Origin of the sequence: Clostridium folliculivorans (assembly GCF_024341905.1) — a bacterium.
Taxonomy (GTDB): Bacteria; Bacillota; Clostridia; order Clostridiales; family Clostridiaceae; genus Clostridium_AR; species Clostridium_AR folliculivorans.
In genome coordinates, this window is sequence record NZ_BQXY01000001.1 from 1,081,183 (window position 1) to 1,096,901 (window position 15,719).

Here is a 15,719-nt window from a genome sequence, read left to right on the forward strand (position 1 = left end):
ATTAAATCCAAGTGCATTAAGCTTACACTGCATGGATATCCTTTTTGTTATAAACGATATAGCTTACAATAATGGAAATAACTACGATTACTATCCCTGTGATCATATATGAAGCTTCATAGCTTGTGTTCTTTATGATATAAGGAATATCAAAATACCTAAAAGGAGAGATATAACGTGTAGCATCAACGTCTTTTCCAGTAGCAATAAGTGCTCCTATCATATAAAGTCCAAAAACTACTCCTAGGGATAAAGGAAGAATGTTTTTAAGTTTCTTAAAAAATACTGAACAAATCATTCCGATTGCAAGGAAAATAACTTGGATAAAAAATAGTGTAAGGTTAATTAAGAAAAATGCTTTTAAGTCAAAATCTGAGGTCTTAACTGCATTTGCCATGATAAAAGAAACAGCTAAGAAAATCACATTTGTAATAACTATATCAGTGAAAGCTGCTAAAAGTTTTGCAGTTACAATAGTTGTACGTGAAACTGGTTTTACGAGTAGGAAATCAGCAGTTCTTTCTCTGGATTCTCTTGATAATATTGAAACTCCAAGATTCATGGCTTGAACAGCTCCGAAAACCACAATAAAGGAAAATATCATGGAATAAAAGCCTAAGATAGAGGTAATATTGTCAAGATCAATACCTAAGATGGCTCTAACTGGTGCTGGATAGTTTCCCAGTAAGGTTTTAAAATCTTCTGCATCTTTTGCCATTCCAGGATATATTGAAAGATATAGTGTAAGTAAAGCAACTAGAGACACCGCCCATATAATTGTTGTTTTTCGGAGAGATTTTAGTTCATGTAGAAATATATTCATAGTACTAATCCTCCTTATTATAATAGTGCATAAAGATTTCCTCTAAATCAGGTTCTTCAATAGATATATTACTTAGATCTATTTCAGAAAGCTTTTTAGTAATGGAGTTAACATTACCCCTAAAGATGAAACTAGCTATATTACCTTCTACGCTAAAGTTACTTACGCCACTAATATTGAATTCATCTTTTTTAATTCCAGATTTAGCTTCTATACTTATCTTTTTATAGTTATTTTCTTGTAGAGTACTCATTTTTTCAAGCTTAATTATTTTACCGTCTTTTATAAAAGCTACACGGTCACACATTTTTTGAACTTCACCTAAAATATGAGAGGAGAAGAATACAGTTGCACCTTTTTTATTTTCTTCCTTGATAAGCTCAAAAAATCTTTGCTGCATTAATGGGTCAAGACCACTGGTTGGCTCATCTAATATGATTAACTTTGGTTCATGCAAAAGTCCTTGTACGATACCGACCTTCTTCTTGTTACCAAAGGAAAGATCATCTATCTTCTTTTTCAAATCTAAATCCATAATTTCTGCAAGTTCATGAATTCTTTTTGTACAATCTTTTTTATAAAAGCTTGCGGAGTATTTTAATAAATCTATAACCTTCATATTATCGTAATAGAAAACTTCTGATGGAAGATAACCGAGGGACTGTCTTACTTCAGGATTTTCAATGCAGTTTTTTCCGAATATAGTTGCGGTTCCGCTAGTTGGATATATAAGTCCTAAAAGTGTTCTAATAGTAGTGGATTTTCCAGCACCATTTGGTCCGATAAAGCCAAATATTTCTCCTTCCTCTATCTTTAAGTTGACATCAATGATTCCCCTAGACTTACCATATTGTTTTGTAAGATTGTTAATTTCAATCACATTCATAATTGAAGCCTCCCAAATTTTAATATTATAAATTCGTTTTTAATATTTATAGATCTTCTAGCATAAACAGCTCCCATAATTAACAGAAGCCGTGATATATGTATTTAGTATTTATGAATTATAAATATTCTTCTTTATAAAAGTTTTTTCTTAGCATGTTCATGCAATCATAAAATTCGTTGCAGATATCTTCGAAATCTACATCTGTTTTACCTGAAAACTGATTCATAAATCCATCAGTCATCCAAGTAAGCATTTTCATAACAACTTTAAGATCAACTGATTCTTTAAATTTTGACATATCTATACCTTCAAAGGCTATTTTTTCTCGAAAGCCATCCCCTTGAGCAATGATAGCTTTAATATCATCCTTAACTTCTTCATCTGCTTCAAAATACATACTAGTTAAAAAGGTAGGGATAGCAGGGTACTGCTTCATAACAGAAAGTTCAATCTCAGTAGACATTTTAATCCTGTCAAAAAAGTCAGTAACTGTGTTATCAAATCTATTAATAACCTCACTCACAACAATATTTCCACAAAGCTCTATTAAATAAAGATAAAAAGCTTTTTTTGTACCAAAGTAATGGAATACCATAGCTTTAGAGATTCCAGCAGCAGAAGCAATGTCGCTTACAGAAGCTTTTTTATAACCGTTTGATCCGAAAATTTTTAGGGCTGCATTGATAATCGTATCTTGCTTTTCCTTTGGTAAATTTTTAAACTTTTCCAAAAACACCACCTCACAATTACTATAAACCGAATCGGTTTATTTAATTGTAGCTCCATAAACCGATTCGGTCAATAGGAATGGAAAAATATTTTTGTATCGTCTTTGCTATAAAGTGAATGCTTAAAATATTGTAAGAATTACTTATTAAAACATATTTGAAAATAGAATTCTGTAACTGTTTGTTTAATGGTATTAGCTCTATAAAAGTGATACTATTTTAAGTCCCTTGAGGTATGTATTAAATAAATGTTGGTGATTATACGGATGGCTTGTCCTAAAAAATAACAACATTTATTTAATACATTTATTCAGTGGATTTTTTCTGCTTATATGTATATTAGATGAGCAGCTAATTATATAGGGCTAATTTATAAAACTATTTAACTAGATAAATATATAAAAAGTTAAATATATAAATAGTTAAATAGTTAAATAGTTAAATAGTTAAATAGTTAAATATATAACTTTTTATATAGGATTTTTTAATTCAAAATTTAATTAGATCAATCCCCCCTTGTTTTTACAAAATGTCTAAGAAATGGTAGTATTAATTGAAGATTTATCAAGTGAATTTTTTATTATAAATAAAGTGGGTAGTATGAATTGAGGGGGCTATAAATATGAGAAGAGAATATAATTTAGAGGATTTATACAGTGGTTTTGATTGTAAAGAGTTTGAGGAGGATTTAACAGCATTACAAGAAAATATAGATTTATTGTATGAATATGCAAAAGATGATTTTGGGAGTAGCGAAGATATTAACGGAAAATTAAATATATATATTCAGATGTCTGAAGAGATAGTTAATGCGTACACAAAACTTACATCCTACTGCTATTTAAGATATTATGCTAACTCAGATGACAGAGAGGCTATAGGGTTTGTTGGACAAATTGAACAGATATATGCTAAATATATTGAAGCTGAGGCTCTTTTTAAGAAATGGTTAAAGGGAGCAAATCCTAATAGTGAAGAGTTGGAGTGGACAGAAGGACTAAAAGCTTATTCTTATTATATAAAATCTAAGACTGATGAAGCTAAGCACACATTAGGTGATAAGGAAGAGTATCTAATATCTTCAATGAAAAGTGTTGGCTCAGATGCATGGAGAAATCTTTATTATGAATTGTTTTCTTCACTTCAGGTTGAGGTTAAAGTAAAGGATAAAGTTGAAAGAGTTCCTTTTTCTGTAGCAGAAAGCATGCTTGCAAATGGCTCAAAAGAAGAAAAGCAGAGAATATTTAAGGCTGAGCTGGAAGCTTTAAAATCAATAGAAAATATTTCTGCAACTTGTCTAAATAACATAAAGCAGGAGGCTTTAATTCTATCAAAAATTAGAGGGTATGACTCTATACTTGAAGAAACTGCCGCAAAGTCAAAAATGGATTTACAAACCTTAGAGCTAGCGATGTCAAAGCTTCAAGAAAATTTGCCTATACTTCAAAAATATTATAAGGTTAAGGCAAAAGCCATGGGGTACCCACAAGGACTACCATTTTACGAAATTATAAGTGTTAAGCTAGAGAATAATAAAAAGTTTACTCTAGATGAAGCAAAAGATCTAATTGTAGAAAGTGTTAATGATTTTAGTATACCAATGGCTAAATTTATGGAAAGGGCTTTTAATAGTGGATGGATAGACTCAGAGGTTAGATCAAAGAAATTTCAAGGAAACTTTTGTATGCCAATACTTCCAATAAAGCAGATAAGAGTATCAACAAACTTTACAGAAGATATTAGTTCTATACTGTCATTAGCTCATGAACTTGGACACGGATATCACTTTTACTGCATGAGGGAGGAGAGCATACTAAACTCCGAAGTTCCTATGGCAATAATTGAAACTCCTTCAATCTTCAGTACAACCGTTGTAAATAATGCTCTTATGAAAAATGCAAATGCTAAATTGCAAATAGAATTATTAGGATTCGATTTAGACTGTATAATTGGAGATATACTTGTTATGTATAGTCGTTATATATTCGAAAAGCAATTATTTGAGGCAAGAAGAAACAAGATTCTCACTGCAGCAGAGCTTAATAATCTTATGATAAGCGCTCAGAATCAAGCCTTTGGGGATAGCTTAGATGAAAACTATTTGAACCAGTATGCATGGATCACAAAATCTCAATATTATAATGCTGATAATAACTTTTATAATTTTCCATATATCTTTGGAGATTTATTATCAAAAGTATTCTATGCAATGTATTTGGAAAAAGGACAAGAGTTTGTAAATAAATATGAAAGGTTTTTAGCGGGTTCGGGAAAAGGAGATTTGCGTGATATACTGAGAATAGTTGATATAGATATAAATAATCCAGGCTTTTGGGATAATACCTATAAGATAATTGGAGATATGATAGATAGGTATATAGGAATGTGAAATTCGCAGGAGAGTAGAAGATATCAATAAGGATGAGAACGTCATAAATATAGTAGTATTAATAAAGCAAGCTATTGGTACAAAATTAGTATTTAAAGGTTTTAGATTATTTAAAGATAGAGGCTCAGAAGAAGAAGTGTAAATTTTAACTTTAGTTATGTATTAAATAAATGTTGTTAATTTGGCGTAATGGCTTGTCCTGCAAAATAACAACATTTTTTTAATGCAGTCGTTGAGTGAATTTTCAAGTTTCTATTTACTCACATGTTCGGTCGATTATATAAGTTTTAGTTCATATAAATTATATTATAATGGTTTAATAAGTCTTCAATAACTTTTCTAGAGATTACTTGTACAAATCAATGAACTTTCTCTGTAAATTCTAAATATAATTACTAGTTCTAAAGTTTTCAAGTGCTTTGGCTATGCTTCCATATATTAAAATATTTACTCTGGCTATAATAGCAGATGGATCATCTTTCATACCTTTACCAATCCACTCAAGCATAAGTCCTACAAAGGCATATTTATAAAAATGGGCTATAAACGCCTTATCATCATTTCTTACGGTGATACCACTAGCTTTTTCTTCTACAACCCCAAGAAGGAGATTATAAGTTTCGCTATAGAGATAATTTTCTAAGTGTTCTCTATTGAGGGAATGATATGTGTTTAAAACGAACTCCTTATTTTTAGATACGTATTCAAAAATTTGCATAAATCCCTGCTGCCAGGTATCATATGTCTTTTTGCCTCCAAGAGCCTGAGAGGCTTCATTTGTATAAATCCATTCAACAAGATCGTATATATCCTTAAAGTGGTAGTAGAAGGTTTGTCTATTAACTTCACAATCCTCTACAATATCAACAATGGTGATTTTATCCATAGGTTTTTGTGCTAATAATTTTTTTAATGACGCAGCAAGTGCTTTTTTAGTTGTTGGTTCCATGTTTATCCCTCCAATTCTGAGTTGCCATAATATAGTGGAAGAGCAGTAGTACCTTCTTTTTAGTAATATATAAATTCTATTTAATTTAATTAATCAGATTATAGATTAAAGTATTTTCATTTAAATACTTAATGAATAAAACTTATTAGAGTATATATAATATTGAAATGTTTAGATTAATAAAAATTCTAGATAATGACAAAAAATCAAGAGCCCAAAAGACCATTTGATTATTGATTTTGATGATTAAAATATTTGGCTATTCTCTCACAATATATTATATAGCATGTTAGCTATAGATGAACCACTTCATAATTAAATTTATATTTTCAAATTCTCCTCTCAGAAACCAGAGGAGTTTTGAAAATAGATTTCAGATTGAAGTGGTTCATCTTTAGATAAACTACTTCATATTAGAATTTATCCAAATAAAGATTCGTAGAACCATAGAAATCTTTATTTGGATATAATTCCTATGAATCTACATAACAGAAACAATAAAAAAAAGAGACAACTAATTAACTATAATTAAAAATATATTTAAAAAATTAACAGGTTTTATTAAATTAGTGGTGCGGATTGTAAAGAGTTGGTTTATAATTGGTAGTAAGTGTAAAAAAATGACAGCAATAAGCTAATGAAATGGGGTGGAGAACATTGGAATTTAATAGTCCAAGTGAAAAAATCAAACTTATGAGAAAGAGGTTTAGAGTTAACCAAGCTGAATTAGAAGGTATAAACATGACGAGAGCTTTTATCAGCATGATGGAAAGTGGGAGAAGAAATGTAAGTAAGTCTAGCTCTAAACTTCTTGCAGAAAAATTTAATAAAATTGCAAATAGGATTTCAGTTAACTTAAATTTAGATGATGAATATTTTTCAAGAACTCCAAAGGAAGATGCAATTTATTATTGCAAGGAGGAATTAAACAAAGATCCTAATCACGATAAGTTAGAAGAACTTATTGAAATATCTGAAGACTTTGAACTAGATGATTTACAGGCTGAAGTGTACAAGCTCCAAGGTGAAAAATATTATAAAGAAAAAGATTATAAGGAAGCATTCTTTCATTTTCGCAAGGCCTTAGGTAAATACAAAGAACTTAGAGATAAAAAGTCACAAGTAAGAATATATCAATTGCTAGGGATATGTAAAAGTAGAAGAGAAGAGCATGATGATGCTATTCATTACTATAAAGAGGCTATAGCTTATGCGAGAGAAGAAAACGATAAGAGAGTATTCTATAAAGGTAATTATAATCTAGCACTTAGCTATATGTTAACTCAGCAATATGATAAGAGCTTAGAGAGACTTGATCAAATAATCAATAGTAAGGAGGATGAAGTTGATTTTGATATACTAGTTGATGCAAAGATTCTGAAGGGCTATGAGTTAGATAATATAGGTAGAGGGAAAGAAGCAATTGACGAAGATTTAAGTTTAATTGATATTCTAAAGGGTAAAGATGATGAAAGTCTATCTATGGCATATAATAATATAGCTGAAGCTTATTATAAGATAGGTGATTATACTAAAAGTTTAAAATATGTTGATGAGGCTCAAAGGTTGAAAGTTAAAGTTAACAAGCCAATGCTTTCACAAACACTAAATACCAAAGGAAAGGTACTTTTTAAGACAGGCTTCTACCAAGAAAGTATACTTATATTAGGTTTAGCAATTGACTTAGCAGAAGAGTACAAAAGATTTGATTATCTTTTGGAAAGCTGTAAGGATTTGATAACAGTATATGAATCCACAAACGATTATCAAAGCATACAGGATTTAATGAATAGATTATTAGAGATTTTAGACACTAATGATGTTAAATCTGGCAAAGCATATGCGGTTCTGAAGCTAGCAGAAGTATCAGCTAAACTGGATAATAGTAGCGAAACTATAAGCTATCTAAACAAATTAGAAATATTATTGCAATAAATTAACTAATATTAACAATTTATATTTCGTATTTAATGGTAACTTGTGTATAATATATTATGATTGCTTTATAAGATAAGGAGGATGGGATATGAGAAATAGATTTTTAAAAACCATTGGAGGTATGCTCCTAGTTTGCATGTTAGTGATTCCAGTGATAGGAAACAAAAGCTTTCCAACACATGGTGGGGTAACTACTATGGGTGGAGACTATCATCAGGGCGGAGAATAAAACTTAACATAAAGGACTAGATAAAATTATTTAATAAGATTTATCTAGTCCTTTCTATTTAAGGTGCTTGTAAAAATTAATACAATTTCCACATTATTTCTTTGCTTTTTCAAAAAATTATGTATAATAGAAAGGGCGATTTTTTTTAAAAAGCACAAATGGATTTTGATGTGGCTTTTACGGAAACTTAATTTATAATTTTTAGAAATCAAGGTATTCAGAGATTTTTAGATTATATAAATTAAAAGTTTGAGTTGAGCATCTATGTTAGAAAGGTTGAAGTAAGTGAAAGATTTTTATGAAGTTTTAGGATTAGAAAAACAAGCTACAAAGGAAGAAATAAAGGGAGCGTATTTTGCAGCTGCAAGAAAATTCCCTTTCGATAGATATGAAGAAGAATTTATGGATATAAGATATGCTTATGAAGTTCTAAGTAACCATAAGGCAAAGAAAGAATATGATTCGATTATTTGCTTGTCTAAAGAAATAAAAGAAAATTACGACAAAGCAAGAAGTTTAATTGAAGAAGGAGATTTAAACGCTGCAATTAAGGTGCTTGAGGAAATATTAAAAGATAATCCAACACTGCTGCTTATAAGGGGACTTTTAGCAGAAAGCTATTTAAAGAATAATAATAGTGGAAAAGCCATTAAGATTTTTGAAGAGCTTACAAAGGAAGAATCAGAAAATGCAGCATTCTTAGGTTATATTGCCAATTCATATCATGTAAGAGGCTGGCAGAAGAAGGCAATAAAAGCCTATGAGGAAGCTTTAGCTCTTGATTCTGATAATATATCTTTATGGATTGGACTTTGTGATGCTCATACAAAGGATGAAAATTACGATGAGGCTAAAAAGGTTATTGAGAAAGCTATAGAGATCCAAAAGGAGATTAGTTTTATTGCTACATTGTATTTTAGGCTTATAATGCTAGAAATAAGCTTTGGAATGAACTCTCTAATAAGCGATATTACAGATAAGATTGTAGTTGTAGCTCAAAACAATTCAGAGATTAAAGAAGATATAGCATGGATACTTTGTGATATATCAAGATACTTTATGCAGTTAGGTGGAGCAGAAGAAGCTGAAAGACTTAATAATGCTGCAATTGAAATTTTGCCACAAGATGAAAATGTGTTAGATACTAAAAAGGAAATTGAGAATTTCAATAAGTATGCTGACTTGTTTGGCAAGTTAAGTGATGATGAAGAAATAAGACAGGAAATTGGTGTTCTTGTTGGACTAGAGGTACTTCCAGACAGCGTTCTAGACTTAGACGAAGATGGAAAAGATGCAATGGCTTATTATAACGAATACCAAATATTATCACAATACGATGACTTTAAAGCTTCAATTCAAAGCCTTAAAAAGGGTTACCCTGAATTTTATGAGCTAATAAGAGATTTTTTTGATAAAGCAGCAAATGATGGGGAAAGAAGAAAGATGCTTAAAGGTTATGAAAAGCATAGTGACAGATTCTTTGAGCTCATAAATGGTTCTCCAAATTTCTTTGAAGGTGAAGAAGGGGAGTCAGCTAGTGATGAAGTATCTACTGTTGACCTAAATAATGATAATGTAGTTCCGTTTATAAGGGAAGAACCTAAGATCGGAAGAAATGACCCTTGTACTTGCGGAAGTGGGAAAAAGTATAAGAAGTGTTGTGGAAAATAGCTCTTGAGTTTCTAACTCAACTATTAGTTTATACATACCAAAAGTCATAGATGTGTAATTTTTGGACATGTATAGATTAAGTTTCCATACAGGAATTCTTTAATTGTAGTTTGTGGGAAGATAAGTTTAAAGAGTAGAATAATAAGCACAGTAGGGACAGCTGTATCTTTGTAGCTGTCCTTTTAATGTGTAAAAGATAAAGTTTTCATTTTGGTTAAGTATACATGGAGATCATTGGACTGGAAAGTTTATATATATATAAGTTTTCCAAAAAGATCTACTTTCTAAATCTATTATTGGTATTTGTATAAATAATAAGAAATATTACTGTTCCTATGAAAAGAATAAAACCAATAACAAATACAAAATGTTGATTGAGTAAGGTGCTTAGTCCCCACAAGAAAACTGAAAAAGCAAGCATAAACATTGACTTCCCCATAAACTTACATAGAGCTTCTGTATCATATTTAGCTTTTTCTTCTTTACTTAAGGTATTATACCCTGATATGAGAAAAGCACCTTTTCCTAAAGAAAAAACTATTCCTAATACAATGAATAATACAATTATCCCGATTAGTCCAGCTGGCATTATTATTCCCCCTTTATTAGAATCTCTATATACCTTGAATTTTTATGTATATATTCATTCTAGAAATATATGGATTGTTGGTTACGGTGATTACCAATATATAAATATATTGTAAGATGGAAAAGGTGAATAACGCAATTTTAATAGATGGTTACAAAATAGGTGTTATTTTAAGAGAAGCAAAGCTAGGCTATGATAATTTTGGGATAATAAGAAATATATGCTAAGAAGAGGCAATAAAAACCACAAATTAGTAGTAGAATGATTATTATAAAATGTTTTTTGCTAAAGATGTACCAGTTATAGGAGAAGATTACATGAATAAAAAGAAACCCCTTGTATTAGTAATAGCAGGCCTTTTGGTGATAATTGCTATTACATTAATTATAAAGCAGAATATTCCGGCTAAGCTAAGTGAACATAGAAACATAGCAGCTCCTGACAGCATTATTTATTATAAGAAAGATGGTAAGGTAACTTTAACTAAGTCAGACTATAGATTTTACTCTATTGTTAATATAACTAATGAAAGAGTTAAAGGCATTAAAGATGCGTATAAAAGTATATTCATGCTGGATGACTTAAAGAAGAAAGGAATGCTTCTTGAGTTTGATTATTCTGAGAAACAGACCTTTCAGTATGCTGTTAAACCTAATGAACTAAGAACCGTTACCTATACTAAGCTTTACTTTGATTTGGACAAAAATGATAGTATAAGTAACCAAATGGACTTTGAAGGTGAAGGATATGGTCCAATTGGTCCATTACTTCCTGATGATAAACTTTTAGAAATATTACATAAGTAGTTTTGGAATTTCAGTAGTTAAGATATAGATAAACTAGTTTATCTATAAGAAATTTGCAATACGGAATTTCCGGACTACAAAATTATCAGATTTATAAGGCTGTGTTTTAACATAATGTTTGAACATATATTGATGTTGACATTTTTGAAATGTAAGCGTAGAATAATAAGAAAAATCGGAATTTGAGGTGAAAAAATGTATAATTTTTCTTGCTAATTTTTAAAGTACAACAGACACAAATATAAACGGAACAATTCTGTTTTTTTGTCGTACTTTTTTATGCAAGAAAGTTATTCTTTTTTTCTCTTAACATATACTTTGGTGCTATGCTTAATTGCCTAGCTTAACTTTGTATATCTATGAGCTGTAAGAATGATAATTTCTTGCGGCTCTTATTTTTTTTGTTTTTTTAGCATAGATAGCGTAAAGTGACATATGAAAAAAACTAAAATTAGTTTGATATCCTATAAACCTTATTTATGGGAAAAGCATAGGAGGAGGATGAAAAATGAAAATTGAAGATACTTTGCTAACGCATGATATTCTCCATATAGAGCCGGATACTATAGGCGACTCTCATATGGAGTAATAACAAGGTCGCCTTTTGTTCCGACTTTGTTATTTATAAGATTATAAAAGGATTACCTTAAAGTTGTTTTGTATTTTATCTTTTGCTTATACTAGGGCAGACTTTAAAAATAGCTTTAGATTTGAGGTTTTCCTGATTTAATTGCAGAGGAGGACGATACTATGTCTATGATAAATGTAACTAATCTTACCTTCGCTTATGAAGGTAGTTATGATAATATATTTGAAAATGTAAGCTTTCAAATCGATACTGATTGGAAGTTAGGATTTACCGGAAGAAATGGAAGAGGGAAGACCACTTTTTTAAATCTTTTGCTTGGAAAACACGAATATATAGGGAATATTTCAGCTAATGTAAACTTTGAATACTTTCCTTATGAAGTTAAGGCTCAAGAGGATTTTACCATTGATGTCATAAGAGAAATCAGTCCAAATTCAATGGACTGGGAGATTGTAAAAGAATTATCTATGCTTGATATGGACTATGATGCTTTATATAGGCAGTTTTACACACTATCTAAAGGAGAGCAGACTAAGGCCCTGCTTGCTGCAATGTTTTTAAAGGAGAACTCCTTCTTGCTTATTGATGAGCCTACAAATCATTTGGATATTGAAGGTAGAAAGAAATTAAGTGATTACCTTAAAAAGAAGAAGGGATTTATCTTAATCTCACATGATAGAGCTTTCTTGGATAATTGCATTGATCATATTTTGGCTATCAATAAAACCAATATTGAAATACAGAAAGGGAACTTTTCTTCTTGGTGGAGAAACAAAGAATTGCAGGATGGTTTTGAGCTTGCGGAAAATGAAAAACTTAAGAAAGATATTAATAGACTTTCAGCAGCAGCAAAACGTACCTCAACCTGGTCTGATAAAGTTGAAAGTAGCAAGTTTGGAGGTACTAATTCTGGAAGTAAAATAGATAGAGGTTATGTTGGACACAAAGCTGCAAAGATGATGCAGCGTGCTAAAAATATAGAATCTAGACAGCAAAATGCTATTGAAGAAAAATCGAAGCTGCTTAAAAATATTGAATCTAATGAAAGCTTAAAAATAGTACCACTGACTTTCCATGATAGAAAACTTGTGGAACTTTCAGAGGTTTCCGTTCGATATGACGATAAAATTGTCTGTGAAAATATAAGTTTTACCATAGAGCAAGGTGAAAGAATTGCAATACAAGGAAAAAACGGCAGTGGGAAATCGAGTATCTTAAAACTGATTAATGGGGAAGACATCTCTCATGAGGGAACTGTGAGAAAAAATAATAAACTTATAATTTCCTATGTTTCTCAAGATACCTCGGCTCTACATGGTAACCTTACTGAGTATGCAGAGAAAAATTCTATTGATGAAAGCCTATTTAAAGCAATGCTTAGAAAGCTTGATTTCTCAAGAGAACAGTTTGAAAAGAACATTGAAGATTTTAGTGGAGGTCAGAAGAAAAAGGTGTTGATAGCAAAAAGCCTATGTGATAGAGCACATCTTTATATCTGGGATGAACCACTAAACTTTATTGATGTAATCTCACGTATGCAGATAGAAGAACTCTTGATGGAATATGAACCAACAATCTTGTTTGTTGAACATGATATTACATTTTGTGAGAATGTAGCAACAAAACTGATAAAATTGTAGTGGTAAAAATAGCACTCTTGCTAGTAGGTCATAGTTAAAATAACTTTTAGGATACTCATTTAATTAATAAGTTATGATAAAGATATAAATAATAAATAAACAAAGGAGAGGTTTGTATGGAATTTACCTTAGAAGCAATACAAGAAGCGCAAAAGAAATATACAGGACCAGATTTTCCGAGGCTAATAAGGGAGTTTAAAAAGCTTGGAATGGTAACCAATATCTATGATCTAAAAACAGGATTGATAACATATGAAAACAAGCTCGGTGAGAAAATAGAAGTTAAAGGCAATATAGAGAGTAAGGTAAATGATATATCTTCCAAAGAGTCGGCATTGGTTGCATTAAAGCGTAATCAAGTGGGAGAAAGTGATTTTTTAACATTTTGCAGGGAGATTGCAGAGGCTGGTATATATAGGTGGGTTTCAGATTTAGATAAAATGACTTGTAGTTATTATGACTTGAAGGAGCAAATTTTAATTGTAGAAAAAATACCAACTGTATAGCCACTAGCTATAAGAGTTCAAATTAGACAATAGAATTTAAGAAACTAAAAGGTATAGCAGAGTTTTAGCTATACCTTTATTTGCGTCTTAAAGCAAATTTTATATCAGTAAACAGTTGCTCGTGGATAAGAAGAGGGTGTTGTGAATACTATTGTAAATGGCTGTAGTTATGTATTAAATAAATGTTGGTGGATAACTATAGCTTGTACATCTAATATAAAACATAGACAAGCATACTTAGTAACCATAACAACATTTTTTTAATATATCACCTTATATTGTTGTAAATGACATATGAACCTCTTGGAGATTACTAAAAATTTTTATTATGAAAATTGTTATTCACAGAATAGAAGTTATCCCACTTGGTACAGTAATAGCAAATGCCATTATATCAACCTCTAAATAGAAAATAACTTGCTCAAAGCTAAGAGAATTTATATAAAGATACATAGTATTAATCTATGTATATTTTGACTGTGATGATATACTAATATATGGATATATTGTAATTTAATAATAGCGAGTGATGCATTTTTGACTAAATGAGTTTCTCGATTTTAATTGTTAAAAGAAAGCAATGAAAGTGTAATATAATAGAGAATTTGATAATATAAGTTTTGCTATGAAATGGCAGCTGAAATAGAGTGATAAGCTTGGAAGTTTAATATATGAACGTATCGCTTGGTGATGAACCCTATATTTTAAAACTATCTTATAATAACATGTGAGAGCTTTATTTAAGAGCAATAAGTTTTTATTTACTATGATTTGAGGGTTAGAAAAGGGTAAAGATAATATTAATATAATTATTTTAATAGAGGTTTGGGGGAGAGAAAAATTAAGAAGCAGAGAAGAGCAATAATAGTAATTTGTTTGATCATAATTATCATAGGAATATTTACAAATCTGCCTGAGAGCAAATATTATGATAAAGAGTTAAAAGAGCTGATAAATCAGAAAAAAGCTCAGGTAATTGAAGTTAACAAAGATATGAAGATAGACAAGGCTACTATATCTATTAAAAGAATTATTAACACTAAAGATAAAACTTATATTAGATCTACATATAAAGCTTCTGAACTAGGTTGGTCTTTTTCTACTACTAATGTAATTAAGGTGTTTGATGATAAAGGAAAACAGTATCAGTATAGGGGTGGAGAAAACATAGGTAAGATATGGGGACAGGATGAACTAATGGAAGTTGAAAGAATAAATGAAGATGCAAAATATTTAACTCTTAAACTTGAATGGTATGATAGAAAGGCTGAAATGAGGATTTCACTTGATAAGGAGAGTAATGTTAATGAAAATAAGTAAGAAGCACATAAGTGGAATTATTGAATGGAGTATAGCAATAGTACTTCTACTCATTTGCTATAAATATTCATTTCTATCATATGGTAGCTTTTCTCCATTAAAAGCTCATGAACTGTCCGAGAGAACTTATCATTATGGCCCATCAAAGATAATAAAGACAATAGATATTGATAAAGGAAAAGTATATTTATGTAGGTACAAAGATTGGTTTTCAGCGGATACAGTTAATAAGGAGATAATTAAATGGTATCCAGGAGATGGAGTAAGCGGAACTCCTATAGATTCTTCAAAACAAGTATCTTATAGTTGGAGTGGATCAGGTACTAAGAATAATGAGATGTTTATGAAAGTCTATGGCTATGTAAGCGATTCTAAAATAACTACTATACAAATTGAAGGGGACGATAAAATAAGTGTACCTAAATATCAATTAGATGAAAGTAGAATGTTCATTTTTTATTGGAACGAAGATAATAAGCAAAATAAAACAAAGTATCTAGTAGGCTTGGACAAGGATGGAAAGGTTATTTATAAAGAGGAGCTTATGGGATTATAAATTTCAACACGGTACTTTAACAGTGCCTAAATTTTTAAAAGGCGACTGTTGATCTAGAGCAACAGCCGCCTTTATATATATTGACTATATTATTAAA

At 30.3% G+C, this 15,719-nt stretch carries 14 protein-coding genes; 9 read left to right on the top strand and 5 right to left on the bottom strand.

Annotated features, from left to right (window positions below; all coding sequences use genetic code 11):
* Positions 1–22: 22 nt before the first annotated feature.
* The 3 genes from OCU55_RS04870 to OCU55_RS04880 form a co-directional block, all read right to left on the bottom strand.
* Positions 23–823: an ABC transporter permease gene (locus OCU55_RS04870; protein ID WP_261851180.1), complete on the bottom strand. Its 801-nt coding sequence runs from the start codon at positions 821–823 to the stop codon at positions 23–25.
* Between the two features lie 4 nt (positions 824–827).
* Positions 828–1,709, bottom strand: coding sequence for an ABC transporter ATP-binding protein (locus OCU55_RS04875; RefSeq protein WP_261851181.1), 882 nt, complete (start codon positions 1,707–1,709; stop codon positions 828–830).
* Positions 1,710–1,827: 118 nt separating this feature from the next.
* Complete coding sequence (locus OCU55_RS04880; protein WP_261851182.1) at positions 1,828–2,442, bottom strand: TetR/AcrR family transcriptional regulator; 615 nt, start codon at positions 2,440–2,442, stop codon at positions 1,828–1,830.
* A gap of 620 nt (positions 2,443–3,062) precedes the next feature.
* On the opposite strand from OCU55_RS04880, the gene OCU55_RS04885 reads away from it, so the two are divergent.
* A complete protein-coding gene (locus OCU55_RS04885) occupies positions 3,063–4,829 on the top strand; it encodes a M3 family metallopeptidase (RefSeq protein ID WP_261851183.1) in 1,767 nt (588 codons plus the stop codon).
* 382 nt (positions 4,830–5,211) lie between these two features.
* Here the strand turns inward: OCU55_RS04885 and OCU55_RS04890 are convergent, their stop codons facing one another.
* Complete coding sequence (locus OCU55_RS04890; RefSeq protein WP_261851184.1) at positions 5,212–5,778, bottom strand: TetR/AcrR family transcriptional regulator; 567 nt, start codon at positions 5,776–5,778, stop codon at positions 5,212–5,214.
* Between the two features lie 657 nt (positions 5,779–6,435).
* On the opposite strand from OCU55_RS04890, the gene OCU55_RS04895 reads away from it, so the two are divergent.
* From OCU55_RS04895 to OCU55_RS04905, 3 genes are all read left to right on the top strand, one after another.
* Entirely contained in the window at positions 6,436–7,713 is a 1,278-nt protein-coding gene (locus tag OCU55_RS04895; protein ID WP_261851185.1) for a helix-turn-helix transcriptional regulator, read from the top strand.
* Between the two features lie 91 nt (positions 7,714–7,804).
* Entirely contained in the window at positions 7,805–7,945 is a 141-nt protein-coding gene (locus OCU55_RS04900; RefSeq protein ID WP_261851186.1) for a hypothetical protein, read from the top strand.
* 285 nt (positions 7,946–8,230) lie between these two features.
* On the top strand, positions 8,231–9,616 hold the full coding sequence (locus OCU55_RS04905) for a tetratricopeptide repeat protein (RefSeq protein ID WP_261851187.1): 1,386 nt from the start codon (positions 8,231–8,233) through the stop codon (positions 9,614–9,616).
* A gap of 277 nt (positions 9,617–9,893) precedes the next feature.
* On the opposite strand, the gene OCU55_RS04910 is transcribed toward OCU55_RS04905, so the two are convergent.
* Positions 9,894–10,205 (bottom strand): DUF3784 domain-containing protein, encoded by a 312-nt coding sequence (locus OCU55_RS04910; protein WP_261851188.1) that lies wholly within the window; start codon positions 10,203–10,205, stop codon positions 9,894–9,896.
* Positions 10,206–10,522: 317 nt separating this feature from the next.
* On the opposite strand from OCU55_RS04910, the gene OCU55_RS04915 reads away from it, so the two are divergent.
* The 5 genes from OCU55_RS04915 to OCU55_RS04935 all read left to right on the top strand — a co-directional run bounded on the left by OCU55_RS04915 (position 10,523) and on the right by OCU55_RS04935 (position 15,622).
* A complete protein-coding gene (locus tag OCU55_RS04915; RefSeq protein WP_261851189.1) occupies positions 10,523–11,011 on the top strand; it encodes a hypothetical protein in 489 nt (162 codons plus the stop codon).
* Between the two features lie 750 nt (positions 11,012–11,761).
* A complete protein-coding gene (locus OCU55_RS04920; protein WP_261851190.1) occupies positions 11,762–13,240 on the top strand; it encodes an Lsa family ABC-F type ribosomal protection protein in 1,479 nt (492 codons plus the stop codon).
* A gap of 116 nt (positions 13,241–13,356) precedes the next feature.
* The gene (locus OCU55_RS04925) at positions 13,357–13,746 is read left to right on the top strand and encodes a DUF1398 domain-containing protein (RefSeq protein WP_261851191.1); all 390 of its coding nucleotides are present in this window, start codon (positions 13,357–13,359) and stop codon (positions 13,744–13,746) included.
* 825 nt (positions 13,747–14,571) lie between these two features.
* Positions 14,572–15,066, top strand: a complete 495-nt coding sequence (locus OCU55_RS04930; protein WP_261851192.1) for a DUF5643 domain-containing protein — start codon at positions 14,572–14,574, stop codon at positions 15,064–15,066.
* Positions 15,053–15,622 carry a hypothetical protein gene (locus OCU55_RS04935; protein WP_261851193.1) on the top strand — a complete coding sequence of 190 codons (570 nt, stop codon included), beginning with the start codon at positions 15,053–15,055 and terminating at the stop codon, positions 15,620–15,622. Before OCU55_RS04930 ends, OCU55_RS04935 begins: the two co-directional genes overlap by 14 nt.
* Positions 15,623–15,719: the final 97 nt, after the last annotated feature.